Genomic DNA, 18,227 nt, shown 5'->3' with positions numbered 1-18,227 from the left:
GACTCCGCGGGGAGCGGCCTGCACAGGCGCACCGTGCCGTCGGGCCCGCCGTGGGCCGGCGCACTTCCGTCCGAGCTGAGGTCCGTGGCTGTGACGGCGCCGGTCCCCTTCACGGCGTCACGACGAAGCCACCGTGATGTGCCGCTCGGGGCCCGGGCTTTCGAGTTCGTCGAGTACGGCGACTGCCAGGTCCTCGGCGCTGATCCAGGACCGGCCGCCGGCGTCGGTGAGGAGGGTGTCGGTGCCACGGCGGTAGCGGCCGGTGCGGTTGCCGGGTTCGAGCAGGGCCGGGGGGCTGAGGTAGACCCAGTCGGCGGTGGGGTGGGCCCGGCAGGTGTGCAGTTGGGCGACTCCGGCGGCGGCGACGGCCCGGTACTCGGCGGGCACGTACGCCGGGTTGTCGGCGACGGGCAGGCCCTCGGCGCCGGGGCTGCGCAGCGCGCCGGCGCCGCCGACCACGAGGACGCGGATGCCGAGCGGTGCGGCGAGGTCCAGCACGGTGCGGGTGGTGCCGACCAGGAACTCCTGGTCGGCCGGTGTGGTGCGCACGGTCAGGACGACGGCGTCCGCAGCGGTGCCGGTGAGTGCCTCGCGCAGGGACTCCGGGTCGTTCGCGTCGACCGCGACCGGTGTCACGCCCGGGTCCTGGCTCGCGGGTCTGCGGGACAGGGCGAGCACCCGGTGTCCGCGTGCACGGGACTCCGTGATCACCCTGCTGCCGACCATCCCGGTGGCGCCGAGCACGGCGATCGTCATGTCTGCCTTCATGAGTGGCTCCTCCTTGGAGAGCGTGGAGAGTGGGGAGAGTGGGGAGAGTGGGGAGAGTGTGGAGAGTGTGGAGAGTGTGGAGACTGTGGAGAGCTCGGTGAGTTCGAAGAACCCGGTGCGTTGAGCTGCGCCGCCAGCATCGCGGTCAGGGCGAGGACGAAGCCGAGGGTCTGCAGCGGGCTCAGCCACTCGCCGAACGCGATGCCTATGACGGTCGCGACCAGCGGAGACAGCAGCACCAGCGGTGCGGACGCGCCGACCGGCAGCCTGCCGATGCCGCGGAACCAGAGCGTGTACGCGATCAGTCCGCCCATGCTGCCGAGCCACAGGTAGCCGCCGGCCGCTTCGGCGTCGATCCGCGGCGGGACCCCCTCGATCGCGAGGGTGAGCGGGAGCATCAGCAGGCCGCCGACCGTCAGCTGCCAGCCGGCCAGGGTCAGGGGACCGACCCCCGCGGGACGGCCCCAGCGCTTGGCGAGGACGACCCCGCCGCCCATGACGGCCGTATGGCCGAGGCCGGCGAGCACTCCGACGGTGTCCAGCCGGGCCGTCGGCCCGAGCACGACGAGTGCGACGCCGGCCAGGCCGACCACACCCCAGGCCAGCCGCCATACCGTCGGCCGTTCGCGGAGCAGCAGCGCGGCCAGCCCGGCGATCAGCAGCGGCTGGGCGGCACCGAGGGTGCCGGCGACACCGCCGGGGAGGCGTTCGGCCGCCACGAACAGCAGGGGCATCCCGCCGATGTTGAGCACGCCGAGGATCACGGCCTTCCACCACCACTCCCCGCGCGGGAGCACGCGGGTGATCGCCAGCGCGAGCAGCCCGGCGGGCAGGGCGCGCATCAGCCCGGCGAACAGCGGGTGTCCCGGCGGCAGCAGCCGCGTGGTCACGGCGTACGTGGTGCCCCAGGAGGCGGGTCCCAGCGCGGTCAGGGCGACGGTCACCGCCTGCCGCCCTTGCGAGGACGGCCCGTGCGTCGACCGTCCGTACCGAGCAGGATCGCGGGAGGAGGGCGTGCGCTGCATGTCGTGCGTGCGAGGCATGCGTGAAGTCTCAGCGGCGGCCCCAGCATCGGTCCAACACATGGTTGCCATGGCAGCCATGAAGGAGAACGATCGATGCGTGGATCTCCAGCAGATGCGGTACGTCGTCGCCGTCGCCGAAACCCGCAATTTCACCCGCGCCGCCGAACGCTGTTTCGTCGTGCAGTCGTCCCTCAGCCACCGGATCGCCGCCCTGGAACGGGAACTCGGCGTCCAGCTGTTCGCCCGGTCCAGCCGCCGCGTGGAACTGACCAGCGCCGGAGCCGCGTTCCTCGCCGGTGCGCGCGATTGCCTGGCCGCCGCCGACCGCGCGGTCGCCGACGCCGCCGCCGCGACCGGCGTGGTGCGCGGCCGGCTGCGCGTCGGCGTGATCGTCACCACGGCGGCGGTGGACGTACCCGAGCTGCTGCAGCGCTACCGCGCCCGGCATCCGGACGTCCGCATCAGCCTGCGCTCCGGACGCAGCGACGAGCTGGCGGCGGCGATCCGGGACGGCGAGCTGGACATCGCCTTCCTCGGTCTGCCGGAGGGCGAACGGCCCTCCGGTGTGGAGACGGTCGTCCTCGACCACGACGAGCACGTACTGGCGGTCGCGGCCGGGCACCGGCTCGCGGGCGCCACCCGGGTCACGCTGACGGACATCGCCGACGAGACCTTCGTGGACTTCGTGGCCGGGACACCCGCCCGGGCGCAGTCCGATCAGGCGTTCGCCGCCGCGGGGCTGGTGCGTGACGTCGCGTACGAGGCCGGTGTCGTCGAACTGATCACCCGGCTGATCGCGCGGGGGCTCGGCATCGCACTGCTGCCCTCGGCGTTCATCCGGCCGCTGGCCGCAGCCGACCCCTCGCTGGCGCTGGTCCCGGTGGTCGACGGGCCGCACCGCATCGAGTATCTGACGTGGAGCCGGTTCAACCCGAGCCCGGCCACGCGAGCCATGCTCCACGTCCTCGGGGTCGTGCCGCAGTCGCCGCGGCCACCGGCGCCCGCGCCGGGGCAGGCGTCAACCGTGTCGTGACCCACACCACGCATGCTTTGCATGGTCATGCATCAAGGCGCATACTCTTCCTTATGTCCAAGGTCCTCACCTCCCTCCCCGCCGGCGAGCGCGTCGGCATCGCCTTCTCAGGCGGTCTCGACACCTCCGTCGCCGTCGCGTGGATGCGTGACAAGGGTGCCGTCCCGTGCACGTACACCGCCGACATCGGCCAGTACGACGAGCCCGACATCGCCTCGGTGCCCGGCCGCGCGAAGACCTACGGCGCCGAGATCGCGCGCCTGGTCGACTGCCGGGCGGCGCTGGTCGAGGAGGGCCTGGCCGCGCTCGCCTGCGGTGCCTTCCACATCCGCTCCGGCGGGCGGACGTACTTCAACACCACGCCGCTGGGCCGCGCCGTCACCGGCACGCTCCTGGTCCGGGCGATGCTCGAGGACGGCGTGCAGATCTGGGGCGACGGCTCGACCTTCAAGGGCAACGACATCGAGCGGTTCTACCGCTACGGCCTGCTCGCCAACCCGCACCTGCGGATCTACAAGCCGTGGCTGGACGCGGACTTCGTGACCGAACTCGGCGGGCGCAAGGAGATGTCCGAGTGGCTGCTCGCGCACGACCTGCCCTACCGCGACAGCACGGAGAAGGCGTACTCCACCGACGCCAACATCTGGGGCGCCACGCACGAGGCCAAGACCCTGGAGCACCTGGACAACGGCATCGAGACCGTCGAGCCGATCATGGGCGTACGGTTCTGGGACCCCGAGGTCGAGATCCTCGCCGAGGACGTGACGATCGGCTTCGAGCAGGGCCGTCCGGTGACGATCAACGGCAAGGAGTTCGCCACCCCCGTCGACCTGGTGATGGAGGCGAACGCCATCGGCGGCCGGCACGGCCTGGGCATGTCCGACCAGATCGAGAACCGGATCATCGAGGCCAAGAGCCGCGGCATCTACGAGGCGCCGGGCATGGCCCTGCTGTACGCGGCGTACGAGCGCCTGGTCAACGCGATCCACAACGAGGACACCGTCGCCCAGTACCACAACGAGGGCCGGCGCCTCGGCCGGCTGATGTACGAGGGCCGCTGGCTGGACCCGCAGGCGCTGATGGTGCGCGAGTCCCTGCAGCGCTGGGTCGGCGCGGCCGTCACCGGTGAGGTGACGCTGCGGCTGCGGCGCGGCGAGGACTACTCGATCCTCGACACCACGGGTCCGGCGTTCAGCTACCACCCGGACAAGCTGTCCATGGAGCGCACCGAGGACTCGGCGTTCGGCCCGGCGGACCGGATCGGCCAGCTCACCATGCGCAACCTCGACATCGCCGACTCCCGCGCCAAGCTGGAGCAGTACGCCGGGCTCGGCCTGATCGGCACCGGCAGCCCCGCCATCGGCGCCGACCAGGCGGCGGCGACCGGCCTGATCGGCACCATGTCGCAGATGCCGGAGGGTGGCGCCGAGGCGATCGCCTCCCGCGGTGAGGTCTCCGAGGAGGAGGAGATCCTGGACCGCGCCGCGATGGAGTCCGGCACGGACTGACCCTGCGTGACGCAGGAGCCGCCTGCGTGGTGTGCGGGACAATGGTGGCCGATGCCCCGGGTTGCCGGTGCATCGGCTCGCCAGGTTCCGGGGTGCCGTAGCGTGCGAGTCTTCCAGCCGATCCCGGGGCCCAGGAAGAGGAACCGATGCCGCCGCGCAAGCGAGCCGCCGCCCGTCAGGCCGAGCCGCCGGGAGTCTCCAGCACCAAGGAGATCCAGGACATCCTGTGGAAGGCCGCGGACAAGCTCCGCGGTTCCATGGACGCGGCCCAGTACAAGGAGTTCGTGCTCGGCCTGGTCTTCCTGAAGTACGTGTCCGACGCGTTCGCGGAGCGCCGCGCCGAGCTGGCGGCCGACCCCGAACGGGCGGAGCAGCGGGACGAGTACACCCGCCAGGACGTGTTCTGGGTGCCGCCGACGGCCCGCTGGGAGCACATGGCCGAACGCGTGGCCGGCAGCGCGCAGGGCGGTGTGGGACTGCTGCTGGACGACGCCATGGACGAGGTGATGCGGGCCAACGAGGCGCTCGCCGGTGTCCTGCCGAAGATCTTCAGCCGGGGCAACGTCGACCAGAACCGCCTGCGGGAGCTGGTCGGCCTGATCGGCGACGCCCGCTTCACGGGGCACGGCGACCGCCCGGCGCAGGATGTCCTCGGGGAGGTCTACGAGTACTTCCTGGAGCGGTTCGCACGGGCCGAGGGCAGACGGGCCGGCGAGTTCTACACCCCGGCGAGCGTGGTCCGGCTGATCGTGGAGGTCCTGGAGCCGTACGAGGGCCTGGTGTACGACCCGGCCTGCGGTTCCGGGGGCATGTTCGTGCAGTCGGCCCGGTTCGTCGCCGAGCGGCGCGGCCGGGACCGCAGCCACGACATCGCCGTCTACGGCCAGGAGGCCAACGAGCGCACCTGGCGGCTGGCGAAGATGAACCTCGCCATCCACGGCATGGATCCCCAGGGTGTGGGCGAGCGCTGGGCCGACACCTTCACCGAGGATCAGCTTCCCGCTCTCAAGGCCGACTTCGTGATGGCGAACCCGCCGTTCAACATGTCCGACTGGGCGCGCGACCCGGACGACCCGCGCTGGAAGTACGGTCTGCCGCCGCGGTCGAACGCCAACTTCGCCTGGCTCCAGCACATCGTGTCCAAGCTGGGCGACCACGGCTCGGCGGGCGTGGTGCTGTCCAACGGCACGCTGACGTCGGAGCAGAACGGCGAGGGCGCGATCCGAGCCGCGCTGGTCGACGCCGACCTGGTCGCCTGCATGGTCGCGCTGCCGGGCAATCTCTTCCGGACGACGGCGATCCCGGCGTGCCTGTGGTTCCTCACCAAGGACAAGACCCCGCACGGCGCGAAGGGGCTGACGGACCGGCGCGGGCAGGTGCTCTTCATCGACGCGCGCTCGTTCGGCACGATGGCCGACCGCACGGAGCGCGTCCTCACGGACGAGGATGTTGCGCGGATCTCCGACGCGTACCACGCCTGGCGCGGCACCGGATCGGCGAAGGAGAAGGGCCTTGCCTACGAGGACGTGCCAGGCTTCTGCCGCAGCGCCACGCTGGAGGAGATCGCCCGGCACGACCATGTGCTCACCCCGGGCCGGTACGTCGGCACCGCCCAGGCCGTCGAGGACCCGGACGCCGAGCCTCTCGACCGGCGCCTCACGCGCCTGACCAGGCAGCTGTTCGCCCAGCTGGACGAGTCCGCGCGGCTGGATGCCGTACTGCGGGAGCGACTGGGCGAGGTGACCGGTGATGCGTGAGGTGCCGTTCGGGGACCTGCTGAGCGAGCCGCTGCGCAACGGGGTCAGCTATCCGACCAGGCTGCGTGGCACCGGCGTTCCCATGGTCAACATGGGCGAGGCGTTCGCGTACGACGTGATCACGGACCAGGAGTGCGAACGGGCGCCGCTGACCGGGAAGAAGAGGGAACGGTTCCTGCTCCAAGAGGGCGACCTGCTGTTCGTCCGCCAGTCCCTGAAGTACGAGGGCGCCGGGCACTGTGTGTACGTAGGGCCGGGCAGCGGTCCGCGCACCTGGGAGAGCCATCTGATCCGCGCCCGGATCAAGGAGTCGCTGGCCGATCCGCGGTTCTACTACTACTACTTCCGCTCCCCCGCCGGGCGGCGCAACCTGGGCACGATCATCCACCAGGTGGCGGCGGCGGGCATCCGGGGCAGCGAACTGGGCGGGCTGCGCGTGCCGTTCCCCCCGCTGCCGCAGCAGCGGGCGATCGCCGCGGTGCTCACGGCGCTGGACGACAAGGCCGAGGCCAACGCGCGGATCACGGACTCCGCCGACGAGATCCTCCGGCTCCTCTACCGCCGTGCCCTGTCGGAGCCGGGCGCGCACGAACTGCCGCTGTTCGACGCGCTGGACATCACGTTCGGGGTGCCGTTCGCGTCGTCCTGCTTCAACTCCGAGGAGGTCGGCCGCCCGTTGCTGCGCATCCGGGACCTGAAGACGTTCCGCCCGCGGATCTGGACCACCCAGCGGCTGGACAAGGAGCTGCTGGTGGCGCCCGGGGAGACCGTGGCCGGCATGGACGCTCAGTTCCGCCCCGTCTTCTGGCTGGGCGAACCGGCCCTGCTCAACCAACGGGTGCTGCACGCGAGGTCCCTGGTCGGCGGGGGGCCGGCGCTGTGCCGGGAGGCCCTGCGCGGCCCGCTGGCCGAGGTCGAGCACTACAAGACGGGTACGACCGTGGCCCATCTGAACAAGCGGGACCTGACCGCACTGACGGTACGGGTGCCCGGCCCGGACGCGGTCGCCTCCTTCGCGGCGGTAGCGCAGCCGCTGCACAAGCGGATCGTGGACGCCGCGGCCGAGTCCCGCTCCCTCGCCGCGTTCCGCGACACGCTGCTGCCCGAACTGATCTCCGGCAGGCTGCGCGTGCGGGACGCGCAGCGGTCGGTGGACGCGGAGCGGGGCGCGAAAAGGCCGGCGGGACGGACCGTGGTCGGCGCCTAGCGGTCTTTCCGGGTCAGTCCAGCTGCAGGCGGTCCGCGAGGCCGGCCGTCTCGAACGCCTTCACCACGTCCTCCCGGCTCTCGGTGAAGTGCGCCCAGCTGTCGCAGTGGACCGGCACGACCCGGCGGGCGCCCAGGATCCGCGCGGCGGTGGCGGCACCGGCGGCGTCCAGGACGAGCAGGGCGTTGTCGAAGAGTGCCTGGATGCGGGGTGCCCCGGCGAACAGGACGGCGGTGTCGACCGGGCCGAACCGGTCGGCGACCTCACGCACCAGGTCCAGGGAGGCGTTGTCACCGCTGACGTACACGGTGGGCAGGTCGGGCGAGGTGAGGACGAAGCCGATGACCTGGCCGCTGACCGCCTCGGCGCCCTCGGGGCCGTGCAGGGCGGGCGCCGCGGTGACGGTGAGGGTGCCGCCGTCGGGGCGGGCCAGCTCCACGGACTGCCAGGGGGCGAGGCCCTCGGCGGTGCCGCCGAGCCGGACCGCGCCACCGGTGGTGGTGAAGGTGCGCGGCACGTCGGCGAGCAGCGCGCGGCCGGAGGTGTCGAGGTTGTCCTGGTGCTCGTCGTGGGAGAGCAGGACGACGTCGACGGGGCCGAGGCCGGCGAGCGGGACGCGGGGCGGCGCGGTCTTGGTGAGGAACCGGCCGCCGCCCCTCGGGTAGTCGCCCGGGGCGTCGAAGGTGGGGTCGGTGAGGAGGCGCAGGCCGCCGTACTCGATGAGGGCGGTCGGGCCGCCGAAGACGCGGACCGGGATGCGCTCGCGGGACGCGTCGAAGGTGGGAGCAGCAGAAGTCATGACGAACACCTCACGGATGTAGTGGCGTCTATCCGTGAGAAACGTTAGACCGTTCTCACGGATGAGTGCAAGGCGTACCATGAGATTCATGAATGGGAGCGCGACCTCCGAACCCGCTCCGCCCCCGGCACCGGGCGCGGAGCAGCACCCCGCACTCGACCTCGCCAACAGCGCGCCCGCCCTGCCCGGCGGTCAGCACCTCGACCTGCTCGGCACGCCGGAGGCCGCGAACCGCTGGCTCACCGGGCACGGCCTCGCCCCCGAGGACGCCGGACTGCGGGAGACCTGCACGGCCCGGCTGCGCACCCTGCGCGAGCACGTCCGCGCACTGCTGGCCGCCCGCGTCGACGGCCTTGCGGCCCCCGCGACCGCCCTGGACGCCGTCAACGACGCGCTCACCCGCGCCCCCGCGGCCTCCCTGCTGCACTGGGACGCCGACCGGGGCCTGTACCGGGAGGCCGGACACCCCACCGAGCAGATCGTCGAGCACGCCCTGGCGGCTCTCGCCGCCGACGCGGCCGATCTGCTCACCGGGACCGAGGCCGACCGCCTCACCGCCTGCGGCTCCAGCCCGTGCAACCGCTACCTGCTGCGCCACGGCCGCCGCCACTGGTGCTCCACCCGCTGCGGCGACCGCGCCCGCGCAGCCCGCGCCTACGCCCGCCGCACCGGCCGGACGGAGAGCTGACCGCCCAGGTGCGGTGACGTGCGGTGCCGGACTGGGGGATGGGCCGCTTCCGGCCGGCAGTACGGGGCTGGCCGGTGACCGAGGCCGACTGCCACCGCGCGGCAAGAGGGACAGCCCCGCTCCTGGTCCCGGCCGACCGCACCGGCGACGCCACGGCTGACGCCCGTGAGGGCCGGCAGGGCGGCACCGAGAGCGGCGGCGGCATGGGCGAGGAGCTGCGACCGAGCGTCCCGGGCGCGCCCGTCCGGGACGGGCAGCCGGCACGCAGCACGGCGTGGGCGTCGTCGGCGAGGACATCGCTCGTGCCGGCCGTCAGTGCGCCGCGCACGGCAGCGTTCACGTCCTCCGTCATCATGGAACGGCCGCGCTCGCAGTCCCGGCCGCCCGGCCGTACGGCCGTACGTCGTCGGCGTCGACGAGTCCGGTGACGCCTTCCGTGTCCGCGCCGAGGTGGATCCGCACGGCGTCGAGCCCAGCGACCCTACGTATTGTAGGTTCCCAACCGCCCACGGTCACAGGTCTGTTCAACGGGGGACACATGCAGGACACGCAAGCGGAACCGAGTCCACCGACGGAGGTCGACGTGCGCAGTCTCGCGCCGACGCTGGCCCTGCTGGTCGTCAGCCTGGTGATCGCCGCCATCGGCGTCTACGAGCTGTGCGGCTTCGGGCTGCACAGCCTCGACCGGCGCCCGCACCTGTTCAGCGACGGCCTCGCGACCGGCGGCGTGATCGTCGCGGTGGTGGCGGCAGGCGCCGCGGCCGGCAACCTGGCCTGGCACCTGGCGGCGGCCCGGCGCGGCACACAGGAACCGGGATGAGACCCTGGGCACCGGATACGCGCAACCCCGTATCCGCATGACCCTACGGACTGTAGGGTCAGTGTCCGGCCCCGTCCCCCTCCCCCAAGGTGACCAGTCACCATGCCCGCACCAGAGTCGACCCTGATCGCCCCACAGGTCCCCGCTCAGCGCAAACCCCTCCGCACGATCCTCTCCTCCGCCCCCTCGCCCGGCCGCGACCGGCTGAGGAAGCGGGCCGCCTCGGCCACCGTCTGGTACCTGCGGCTGATGGTCGTGCTGAACATGGCCTGCGTGATCTCCCTGCCCTTCCGGGAGGAGATCCACGAGCACAACGCGGGCCAGTACTTCACCCCCTACCTGGCCACCGCGGGCCTCACCTCGGCAGCCCTGTCGCTGTTCCTGGCCATGGTGATGCGCCGCCGCAAACGGGCCGCCTGGGTCTTCAACCTCCTCCTCGCCGGCCCCCTGCTCGCCCTGTACGCCCTCGCCCTCACCCGCGCCCCGTACCGCGAGCACCCCTTCAACTGGGCCTCCGTCGGCCTCACCGCCCTGTTCGTGGCCGCCCTGCTGATCGGGCGCCGCGAGTTCGACGCGATCGGCGACCGCTCCAACCCCCGGCTGGCCCTCGTCGTCGGCGTCGGCGGCTCCGTGGTCAGCGCCGCGCTCGGCACCCTGCTGGTGCACGCCACCAACAAGCTTTCCGGCGCCGGCCTGCGCGACGAGATCGCCTACACCCTGCTGCGCGGCATCAGCGTCGGCCCGCTCGCCGACCGCGTGGCCGCCGTCCACGCGCCCCGCTGGGCCGACATGACCGTCAACAGCATGATCGCGGCGACCTTCCTGCTCGTCCTGTACGCCTGCTTCCGCGCGCCGCGCGGCGAGTGCCTGCTCGGCGCGGAGGATGAGCAGCGGCTGCGGACCCTGCTGGACCGGCACGGCGAGCGTGACTCCCTCGGCTACTTCGCGTTGCGCCGCGACAAGGCCGCCATCTTCTCCCCCAGCGGCAAGGCGGCCATCACCTACCGCGTCGTCGGCGGCGTCAGCCTCGCCTCCGGCGACCCGATCGGCGACCCCGAGGCCTGGCCCGGCGCCATCGACGCCTGGCTCGCCGAGGCCCGCCGCCACGCCTGGACACCGGCGGTGATGGGTGCCGGCGAGGAGGCCGGCACGATCTACGCCCGGCACGGTCTGGACGCGCTCGAACTCGGCGACGAGGCGATCGTGGACCTCGCCGACTTCACCCTGGAGGGCCGCGCCATGCGTGTGATCCGCCAGGCCCACAACCGGGTCAAGCGGGCCGGCTACACCGTCCGCATCCGCCGCCACGAGGACATCCCCGACGACGAGATGGCCCTGCTGATCGACCGCGCCGACCAATGGCGCGACGGCACCACCGAGCGCGGCTTCTCCATGGCCCTGGGCCGCCTCGGCGACGAGTCCGACGGCCGCTGCGTGATGCTGGAGTGCCGGGACGCGGAGGGCCGCCCGCGCGCCCTGCTCAGCTTCGTCCCCTGGGGCGGACACGGCCTGTCCCTGGACCTGATGCGCCGCGACCGCGCCTGCGAGAACGGCCTGATGGAGTACATGGTCGTGGAACTCCTCCTGCGCGCCGAGGAGCTGGGCGTACGACGGGTCTCGCTGAACTTCGCGATGTTCCGCTCGGTGTTCGAGCGCGGATCCCGCCTGGGCGCGGGCCCGGTGCTGCGCCTGTGGCGTTCGATCCTCACCTTCTTCTCCCGCTGGTGGCAGATCGAGTCCCTCTACCGTGCGAACGCCAAGTACCGCCCGCTGTGGGAACCGCGCTTCCTGCTCTTCGCCAAGAGCGCCGACATCCCGCGCATCGGCCTGGCGAGCGCCCGCGCGGAGGGCTTCCTCACCCCGCCCACGCTGCCGGCCTTCACCCGGCGCCGTCAGCAGGACTGCGACGGCCGGATCACCTCACCCCGGCCGTCCGCATGACGGTGAGCACGAGGGTCCGCGCCACCTCCACCACCTCACGGAGGGACACGCACTCCCGGGGGCTGTGCGCGACCCGTACGTCCCCCGGCCCGTACTGCAGCGTCGGTATCCCGGCCGCCGCGTAGAGCCGCAGATCGCTGCCGTACGGCGCCCCGCGCTCGCGCGGCCGGGCGGCCCAGCCGTTGGCGTCGGTGCAGGCGTCGCGCACCTCGTCCCGCAGCGGATGCCCCTCGGGGAGGCGTCCGCCGGCGAACTGGCCGCCCGGCCAGGTCACGGTCGCCGGATGCTCGCGCAGCCAGGGGTGGGCGGCGCAGGCCTCGGCCACACAGCGTTCGAACTCCGCGCGGGCGGCGGCCGGCTCCTCGTCGAGCCGGACTCCGAGCCGCCCCTCGGCGACGAGCAGATCGGGGACGCTGCTGGCCCAGTCCCCCGCCCGCACGGTGCCGACGGACAGCGCGTACGGGATCGGATACTCCGCCATCAGCGGGGAGGTTCCGGCATTGCGGGAGGCCTCCAGGCGGGCCAGCGCCTCATGGAGCGGCAGGTAGGCGTCGACGGCGCTGACCCCGGCGTCCCGGGAACTGGCGTGGGCGGCCTTGCCGGGCACGGACAGCCGGAAGGTCAGCGCACCGGCATTGGCGGTGACGAGGGTCCCGCCGGTCGGCTCGGTGATGACGCAGGCGTCACCGCCGTGCCCCCGCTTCAGGGTGCCGAAGGCGCCGATCCCGCCGTCCTCCTCCCCGACGACGAAGTGCACGGCGACACGCCCGCGCAGCCGGACCCCGGCCGCCCGCAGCGCCCCGAGCGCCGCCAGGTGGGCGACCAGGCCCGCCTTCATGTCGCAGGCGCCGCGCCCGTGCACGATGTCCCCGGTGACCCTGGGCACGAAGGGATCGCCGTCCCAGGCGGCCGGGTCCCCGCCCGGCACGACATCGACATGCCCCTGAAGCACCAACGCCGGCCCGTCCCCGCCCCCCGCGGTGGTCCCGACCAGCCCCCACGCCTCCGTGCGCGGCACCTCCATCCCGGGAAACCCCGGTTCGGCGCGGAGCGCGGCCAGATCCATGCGCCAGAGATCGACGTCGAGCCCGAGCCGCTCCAGCCGTCCGGCGAGCAGATGCTGGATCTCCGACTCGGCGGCACTCCCGCTCACACTCGGAACGGCGATCAGCTCGAGCAGCGTCCGCCCGACGGCCCCCTCGTCGATGCAGGACAGGGCGGCAGCCTCCTGATCACTGAGCACAGAGAACCCCCTCGAGGCATGCTTTCCCCTCAGATCATGACCCCTGCCCGCGCCCCGGGCCAGCCCCTGTGACCCCACGGCCACATGCCCGCCGGCGGCGAGGAGGCGAGCTGGACGTTCAGGCCGAGGGTGATGCCCAGGCGGCGGCCCCGCCCACCGTGAACCCGATGACCGCCCCGCCCCCTTCCCGCCGGAAGGCGAACGGCGCCCCACCATGGGCCATGGCGACCTCACGCACGATGGACAACCCCAGCCCCGACCCCGGCAGCGACCGCGCGTCCGCGGCCCGGTAGAACCGGTCGAAGATCCGGATCAGATCCCCCTCGGCGATCCCGGGCCCCCGGTCCAGCACCTCGATCCGCACCGCCCCCGTCCGCACCGCGCCCGGTCGCACCGCCCCCGGCCACACACCGCCGGTGATGTTGATCTCGATCGGCGCCGTACCGTCCCGGTCGAACTTGGCCGCGTTCTCCACCAGGTTGGAGATGGCCCGCTGCAACATCCCCGGCCGCCCGTCCGTACTCGTGTCGCCGCTCACCCGCAGCACGATCTCCCGCCCGGTACGCCGCTTCGCCAGCCCCACCACGTCCTCCGCGATGTCGGCGAGGTCCACCCGCTGCGGCGGCTCGGTGTCGGACTGCCCGGCGGCCAGATCGACCAGCTCGTTGACCAGGTCGGTCAGCTCACGGGCCTCCTGGCCGAGGTCGGCGACGAGTTCCTCGCGCGTCGCGGGCGGCAGCTCGTCGATCCGGCGCAGCAGCGAGATGTTCGTACGCAGCGACGTGAGCGGTGTACGGAGTTCGTGACCCGCGTCCTGCACCAGCCGCCGCTGGTCCTCCTCCGACTGCGCGAGCCGCCCCAGCATCCGGTCGAACGCCCGCCCGAGGCGGCCCACCTCGTCCAGCCCGACGACCGGCACCTGGATGCCCAGCTGCCGGGTCCGCGCCACGTCCTCGGCGGCGGACGTCAGTATCACCAGCCGCCGGGTGATCCGCCGGGCCAGCCACCAGCCGAACAGACCGGCCAGCACCACGACCGCCGCCAACAGGATCAGCGTCCGCTGCTGGAGCGTGCGCAGCAGGTCCTCGGTGTCGCTGAACTCCTGCGCGACCTGCACCGCGCCCCGCCCGTCGCCCAGCGACACCGTGGCCACGCGGAAGAGGTCCTCGGCGACCCGGACGTCCTTGTGTTCGAGCACCCTCCCGGCCGCCGCCTCCTTCGCGACGGCCCTGTCGCGAGCGGTGACGGGCAGCACGGGGCTGCCGTGGTCGACGATCTGCCCCTGCGCGCCGAGCACCTGTACGTCGGTACGGGCCGGCCGGACCAGATCGTGGCCCGGCCGGGAGGAGGAGAAGTCCTCCGGGACCATCTCGTGCTGCCGCACCTCGTCCCGCACGTCCTGCACGACCTGCGTGAACACCGACTGCTGGTCGAACCGCACCAGGCGCGCGGCGGAACCGTACGACACGATGCCGACGAGGATCGCGACGGCGGCGGTGACGGCCGCGAAGGACACGGCGAAGGTGGTGCGCAGGGAGACCAGCTTCGGCCGCGGCCGGTCCGGCAGCCGCCAGCGGCGGCCCACTCAGTCCTCCCGCAACACGTAACCCACGCCCCGGACGGTGTGGATCAGCGCCGGCGCGCCGGGCTCGTCCAGCTTGCGGCGCAGGTAGCCGACGTAGACGGCGAGGTTCTTGGAGCCGGGCCCGAAGTCGTAACCCCAGATCCGGTCGTAGATCGTCGAGTGGTCGAGCACGATGCCGGCATTGCGTACGAGCAGCTCCAGCAGCTCGAACTCGGTACGGGTCAGTTCCAGCTCGCGCGTGCCCCGCCAGGCCCGGCGGGCCTGGAGGTCCATGCGGATCCCGGCGGCCTCCACCTGCCGGTCGGACAACTGCGGCTCCCGGCCGCCCTCCCCGCCACCACCGGTGCCGGGCGCCGGGGCGGGCACCGCGCTGGTACGGCGCAGCAGCGCGCGCAGCCGCGCGAAGACCTCCTCGACGTCGAACGGCTTGACCACGTAGTCGTCGGCGCCGGCGTCCAGCCCGGCGATCCGGTCGGCGGTCTCCACGAGCGCGGTGAGCATCAGGATCGGGGTGCGGTCGCCCTCGGCGCGCAGCACCCGGCAGACCTGGAGGCCGTCGATGCCGGGCATCATCACGTCGAGCACGAGGACGTCCGGCGGCGTCCTGTGGGCCTGAGCCAGCGCCTCGACGCCGTCGGCGACCGCCGTCACCTCATACCCTTCCAGCGTCAGGGCACGCTCCAGGGCATGGCGGATGGCACGGTCGTCTTCGGCGAGCAGCACAGTCTGGGGCACGCACCCAGTCTGCCAAGGCCTCCGGCGGTTGAGCCGGGGCGAGCAGGCGTACGATCACGCTTTTTACCGCCCTCTCACCGTCACAGCGGAACCCGCCCGCCCACCCCTACCGTCTTCTCACCGCCGCCCGACAAGGCCGACGGCCCGGCCGAGCCGGCGGCCCACCCGAGACGGCAGCCTTCCGGCGGGCCGAGACGGGTGGGCGGATGGGCGGATGGGCTGGTGGCCTGCTCAAGGGCGTAGCGCCGCGAGCTGTTCCGCGAAGGGCACGACTGCTCCCTCCGCCCGCCGAGCCGCCGTGGGCATCAGCGAGGCCAGTTCCCCCGCAGCCCGCTCGATCCTCTGCGCCAGCCCCTCGGCCCCCCAGTCCTCCGAGGCCGCGTACACCGCCGTGGGCACGACGACCGCCCGCAGGTACGCGAACAACGGCCGCAGCGCATGTTCCAGCACCAGCGAATGCCGGGCCGTACCCCCGGTAGCCGCGATCAGCACCGGCTTGCCCGCCAGCGCGTCCTTGTCGAGCATGTCGAAGAACGACTTGAACAGCCCGCTGTAGGACGCGCTGAACACGGGCGTGACGACGATCAGCCCGTCGGCCCCCGCCACCGCGTCCTGCGCGGCGGCGAGTTCCTTGCCGGCAAAGCCGTTGGTGAAGTTGTGCGCGATCTCCACGGCGAGCTCACGCACCTCGATCACCTGCAGCTCCACCGGCGTCTGCCGGTCCACCGCCGCGGCCAGCCGGTCGGCCAGCAGCCGCGTGGAGGACGGGACACTCAGCCCCGCCGAGACGACGACGAGCTTCATGCGGCGCTCACCTCCTTCTTGGACTTGTCACTCGCGGCGAGCAGGGAGGCGTGCGTCGGCGCCTCCGGCACATCCGCCGGACGGCCGCTCGCGAACTCCTTGCGCAGCACCGGTACGACCTCCTCGCCGAGCATGTCGAGCTGCTCCAGCACGGTCTTCAGCGGCAGCCCCGCGTGGTCCATCAGGAACAGCTGGCGCTGGTAGTCACCGGCGTACTCGCGGAAGGACAGCGTCTTGTCGATCACCTGCTGGGGCGAGCCCACGGTCAGCGGGGTCTGCTCGGTGAAGTCCTCCAGCGAGGGCCCGTGGCCGTACACCGGGGCGTTGTCGAAGTACGGCCGGAACTCACGCACCGCCTCCTGGGAGTTCTTCCGCATGAACACCTGGCCGCCCAGTCCGACGATGGCCTGCTCGGGCGTGCCGTGCCCGTAGTGGGCGTAGCGGGCCCGGTACAGCTCGACCATCCGCTTGGTGTGCTCGGCGGGCCAGAAGATGTTGTTGTGGAAGAACCCGTCGCCGTAGTACGCGGCCTGCTCGGCGATCTCCGGCGAGCGGATCGACCCGTGCCAGACGAACGGCGCCACCCCGTCCAGCGGACGCGGCGTCGACGTGAATCCCTGCAGCGGCGTGCGGAACTTCCCCTCCCAGTCGACGACGTCCTCGCGCCACAGCCGGCGCAGCAGCGCGTAGTTCTCGATGGCGAGATTGACGCCCTGCCGGATGTCCTGGCCGAACCACGGGTACACCGGCCCGGTGTTGCCGCGGCCCATCATCAGGTCGACCCGCCCGTCGGCCAGGTGCTGGAGCATCGCGAAGTCCTCCGCGATCTTCACCGGGTCGTTGGTGGTGATCAGGGTGGTGGAGGTGGAGAGGATCAGCTTCTCCGTGCGCGCCGCGAGGTAGCCGAGCATCGTGGTCGGCGAGGACGGCACGAACGGCGGATTGTGGTGCTCACCGGTCGCGAAGACGTCCAGGCCCACCTCCTCGGCCTTCAGCGCGATGGCGACCATGGCCTTGATCCGCTCGCGCTCGGTCGGCGTACGCCCCGTCGTCGGGTCCGGCGTGACGTCGCCGACCGTGAAGATCCCGAACTGCATGGTCACTCACTCCCAGGTTGTTGACCGTTCAACTAGTGGCCTCCAACGGTCACCACCCGGCGAATATTCCGCCCCGCCGCCCCGGCTCGACGCCACCCCCGGGACCCGCCCGGCCCCTGCCCGGCCGCTGCCCGCCACGGCACCCGCCACGGCACCTTCGACGGCACCCTGACGACACACCCCCGGCACCCCGGCGGCCCGGCTCAGGGCACGAGCACAACCCGCCCCCGCACACCCCCCTCGGCCAGCCGGGCGTGCGCCTTGGCGGCCTCGTCCAGGGCGAAGGTCTCCGCCACCCGGAGCGTGAGGACCCCCTCGTCGACCAGCCGGACCAGCTCCCCCAGCCGCGCCCCGTCGGCCTGCACCCAGACGTGCTCGATCCGCACCCCACGCCCCGGGTCGGGCAGCTCCCCGTCCCGCACGGCGACATACGCGCCCCCGTCCCGCACCCACGCCAGCGCCGGCGCGCCGAGCACCGCCGCGTCCAGCACCGCGTCCACGCTCCGCGGCTCGACCTCCCCGGCGGTGAAGTGCGCGGCGCCCAGCGACCGCACCAGCTCCTCGTCGGCCGCACGGGCGTGCCCGGTCACCTCGATCCCCCGGTGCGCGGCGAGCTGCACGGCGAACCCGCCGACCGCACCCGCCGCCCCCGTGACCAGCAGCCTGGCGCCCGGCGCGAGGTCCAGCAGGTCCAGGGCCTGGATGGCGGTCAGCCCGTTCAGCGGCAGGGTGCCCGCGTGCACCGCGTCCACCGTGACCGGCGCCTTGGCCACCGCGTCCGCGCCCACGACGACGTACTCGGCGTGCGCGCCCAGCGGCTCGGCCACACCCGGCACGATGGCCACCACCGGGTCCCCGGCCTCCCAGGCGGCGGCCACCCCGACCGCGTCCACCGTCCCGGCCACGTCCCAGCCCAGGCCGATGACCTTGCCCGCCCCGCCGAAGAAGCCGGCGCGCACGGCAGCGTCCACGGGGTTCACAGCCCCGGCCGCCACCTTGATCCGCACCTGCCGCGCCCCCGGCTCCGGCACCGCGACCTCCGCGATCTCCACGGCCTCCGGACCGCCGAACGTCGTCACTACAGCAGCACGCATGTCAACTCTCCCCGTCTGCAGGGCATTTGAAGGGTTACGCGGCGTTTTCCCGGCCGCGACACCAACCCTAGGAGAGGTACTATCTATTGGTAAGTAGTTACCTGAGAGTGCGTAGGTGACCCG

16 protein-coding genes are annotated in these 18,227 nt (G+C 72.7%); 7 read left to right on the top strand and 9 right to left on the bottom strand.

From position 1 onward, the window contains the following. Nucleotides 1-117: 117 nt before the first annotated feature. A complete protein-coding gene (locus K7G59_RS17530) occupies nt 118-768 on the bottom strand; it encodes an NAD(P)-dependent oxidoreductase (protein WP_225835232.1) in 651 nt (216 codons plus the stop codon). After that, entirely contained in the window at nt 765-1,811 is a 1,047-nt protein-coding gene (locus tag K7G59_RS17525; RefSeq protein WP_225835230.1) for an EamA family transporter, read from the bottom strand. The genes K7G59_RS17530 and K7G59_RS17525 overlap by 4 nt, the downstream gene beginning before the upstream one ends. 79 nt (nt 1,812-1,890) lie before the next feature. Between K7G59_RS17525 and K7G59_RS17520 the strand changes: the two genes are divergently transcribed. From K7G59_RS17520 to K7G59_RS17505, 4 genes are all read left to right on the top strand, one after another. Then, entirely contained in the window at nt 1,891-2,826 is a 936-nt protein-coding gene (locus K7G59_RS17520; protein ID WP_225835228.1) for a LysR family transcriptional regulator, read from the top strand. Between the two features lie 53 nt (nt 2,827-2,879). Further along, nucleotides 2,880-4,334 carry an argininosuccinate synthase gene (argG, locus tag K7G59_RS17515; RefSeq protein WP_225835225.1) on the top strand — a complete coding sequence of 485 codons (1,455 nt, stop codon included), beginning with the start codon at nt 2,880-2,882 and terminating at the stop codon, nt 4,332-4,334. Nucleotides 4,335-4,480: 146 nt separating this feature from the next. After that, a complete protein-coding gene (locus tag K7G59_RS17510) occupies nt 4,481-6,091 on the top strand; it encodes a class I SAM-dependent DNA methyltransferase (protein WP_225835223.1) in 1,611 nt (536 codons plus the stop codon). Next, nucleotides 6,084-7,298: a restriction endonuclease subunit S gene (locus K7G59_RS17505; RefSeq protein WP_225835221.1), complete on the top strand. Its 1,215-nt coding sequence runs from the start codon at nt 6,084-6,086 to the stop codon at nt 7,296-7,298. Before K7G59_RS17510 ends, K7G59_RS17505 begins: the two co-directional genes overlap by 8 nt. Nucleotides 7,299-7,311: 13 nt before the next feature. Here the strand turns inward: K7G59_RS17505 and K7G59_RS17500 are convergent, their stop codons facing one another. Next, entirely contained in the window at nt 7,312-8,097 is a 786-nt protein-coding gene (locus tag K7G59_RS17500) for an MBL fold metallo-hydrolase (protein ID WP_225835219.1), read from the bottom strand. 88 nt (nt 8,098-8,185) lie between these two features. On the opposite strand from K7G59_RS17500, the gene K7G59_RS17495 reads away from it, so the two are divergent. The 3 genes from K7G59_RS17495 (at nt 8,186) to K7G59_RS17480 (ending at nt 11,546) form a co-directional block, all read left to right on the top strand. Next, nucleotides 8,186-8,785, top strand: coding sequence for an ABATE domain-containing protein (locus K7G59_RS17495; protein WP_225835217.1), 600 nt, complete (start codon nt 8,186-8,188; stop codon nt 8,783-8,785). A 583-nt stretch (nt 8,786-9,368) separates the two neighbouring features. Beyond that, the gene (locus K7G59_RS17485) at nt 9,369-9,605 is read left to right on the top strand and encodes a hypothetical protein (RefSeq protein WP_225835216.1); all 237 of its coding nucleotides are present in this window, start codon (nt 9,369-9,371) and stop codon (nt 9,603-9,605) included. Between the two features lie 102 nt (nt 9,606-9,707). Next, nucleotides 9,708-11,546, top strand: a complete 1,839-nt coding sequence (locus tag K7G59_RS17480) for a phosphatidylglycerol lysyltransferase domain-containing protein (RefSeq protein WP_225835214.1) — start codon at nt 9,708-9,710, stop codon at nt 11,544-11,546. On the opposite strand, the gene K7G59_RS17475 is transcribed toward K7G59_RS17480, so the two are convergent. From K7G59_RS17475 to K7G59_RS17450, 6 genes are all read right to left on the bottom strand, one after another. Continuing rightward, complete coding sequence (locus tag K7G59_RS17475) at nt 11,521-12,789, bottom strand: ArgE/DapE family deacylase (protein WP_225835212.1); 1,269 nt, start codon at nt 12,787-12,789, stop codon at nt 11,521-11,523. The genes K7G59_RS17480 and K7G59_RS17475 overlap by 26 nt on opposite strands. A gap of 118 nt (nt 12,790-12,907) precedes the next feature. Continuing rightward, a complete protein-coding gene (locus tag K7G59_RS17470; RefSeq protein ID WP_225835210.1) occupies nt 12,908-14,374 on the bottom strand; it encodes a HAMP domain-containing sensor histidine kinase in 1,467 nt (488 codons plus the stop codon). After that, entirely contained in the window at nt 14,375-15,109 is a 735-nt protein-coding gene (locus tag K7G59_RS17465; RefSeq protein ID WP_225835208.1) for a response regulator transcription factor, read from the bottom strand. A 231-nt stretch (nt 15,110-15,340) separates the two neighbouring features. Further along, complete coding sequence (locus tag K7G59_RS17460; RefSeq protein ID WP_225835206.1) at nt 15,341-15,913, bottom strand: FMN reductase; 573 nt, start codon at nt 15,911-15,913, stop codon at nt 15,341-15,343. Beyond that, on the bottom strand, nt 15,910-17,010 hold the full coding sequence (locus K7G59_RS17455; protein WP_225835205.1) for an LLM class flavin-dependent oxidoreductase: 1,101 nt from the start codon (nt 17,008-17,010) through the stop codon (nt 15,910-15,912). The genes K7G59_RS17460 and K7G59_RS17455 overlap by 4 nt, the downstream gene beginning before the upstream one ends. A 203-nt stretch (nt 17,011-17,213) precedes the next feature. Continuing rightward, nucleotides 17,214-18,104 carry an NADP-dependent oxidoreductase gene (locus K7G59_RS17450; protein ID WP_225835203.1) on the bottom strand — a complete coding sequence of 297 codons (891 nt, stop codon included), beginning with the start codon at nt 18,102-18,104 and terminating at the stop codon, nt 17,214-17,216. Nucleotides 18,105-18,227 lie beyond the last annotated feature (123 nt).

It is taken from the genome of Streptomyces sp. NK08204, from assembly GCF_020400585.1.
GTDB lineage: Bacteria > Actinomycetota > Actinomycetes > Streptomycetales > Streptomycetaceae > Streptomyces.
This window is presented reverse-complemented; position numbering and strand designations above follow the sequence as displayed.

Excerpts from the sequence above, each read along its gene's own strand:
- K7G59_RS17530 (WP_225835232.1), bottom strand. The coding sequence starts at position 768 with ATGAAGGCAGACATGACGATCGCCGTGCTCGGCGCCACCGGGATGGTC.
- K7G59_RS17525 (WP_225835230.1), bottom strand. The coding sequence starts at position 1,811 with ATGCCTCGCACGCACGACATGCAGCGCACGCCCTCCTCCCGCGATCCT.
- argG (WP_225835225.1), top strand. The coding sequence starts at position 2,880 with ATGTCCAAGGTCCTCACCTCCCTCCCCGCCGGCGAGCGCGTCGGCATC.
- K7G59_RS17510 (WP_225835223.1), top strand. The coding sequence starts at position 4,481 with ATGCCGCCGCGCAAGCGAGCCGCCGCCCGTCAGGCCGAGCCGCCGGGA.
- K7G59_RS17505 (WP_225835221.1), top strand. The coding sequence starts at position 6,084 with ATGCGTGAGGTGCCGTTCGGGGACCTGCTGAGCGAGCCGCTGCGCAAC.
- K7G59_RS17500 (WP_225835219.1), bottom strand. The coding sequence starts at position 8,097 with ATGACTTCTGCTGCTCCCACCTTCGACGCGTCCCGCGAGCGCATCCCG.
- K7G59_RS17495 (WP_225835217.1), top strand. The coding sequence starts at position 8,186 with ATGAATGGGAGCGCGACCTCCGAACCCGCTCCGCCCCCGGCACCGGGC.
- K7G59_RS17480 (WP_225835214.1), top strand. The coding sequence starts at position 9,708 with ATGCCCGCACCAGAGTCGACCCTGATCGCCCCACAGGTCCCCGCTCAG.
- K7G59_RS17460 (WP_225835206.1), bottom strand. The coding sequence starts at position 15,913 with ATGAAGCTCGTCGTCGTCTCGGCGGGGCTGAGTGTCCCGTCCTCCACG.
- K7G59_RS17455 (WP_225835205.1), bottom strand. The coding sequence starts at position 17,010 with ATGCAGTTCGGGATCTTCACGGTCGGCGACGTCACGCCGGACCCGACG.
- K7G59_RS17450 (WP_225835203.1), bottom strand. The coding sequence starts at position 18,104 with ATGCGTGCTGCTGTAGTGACGACGTTCGGCGGTCCGGAGGCCGTGGAG.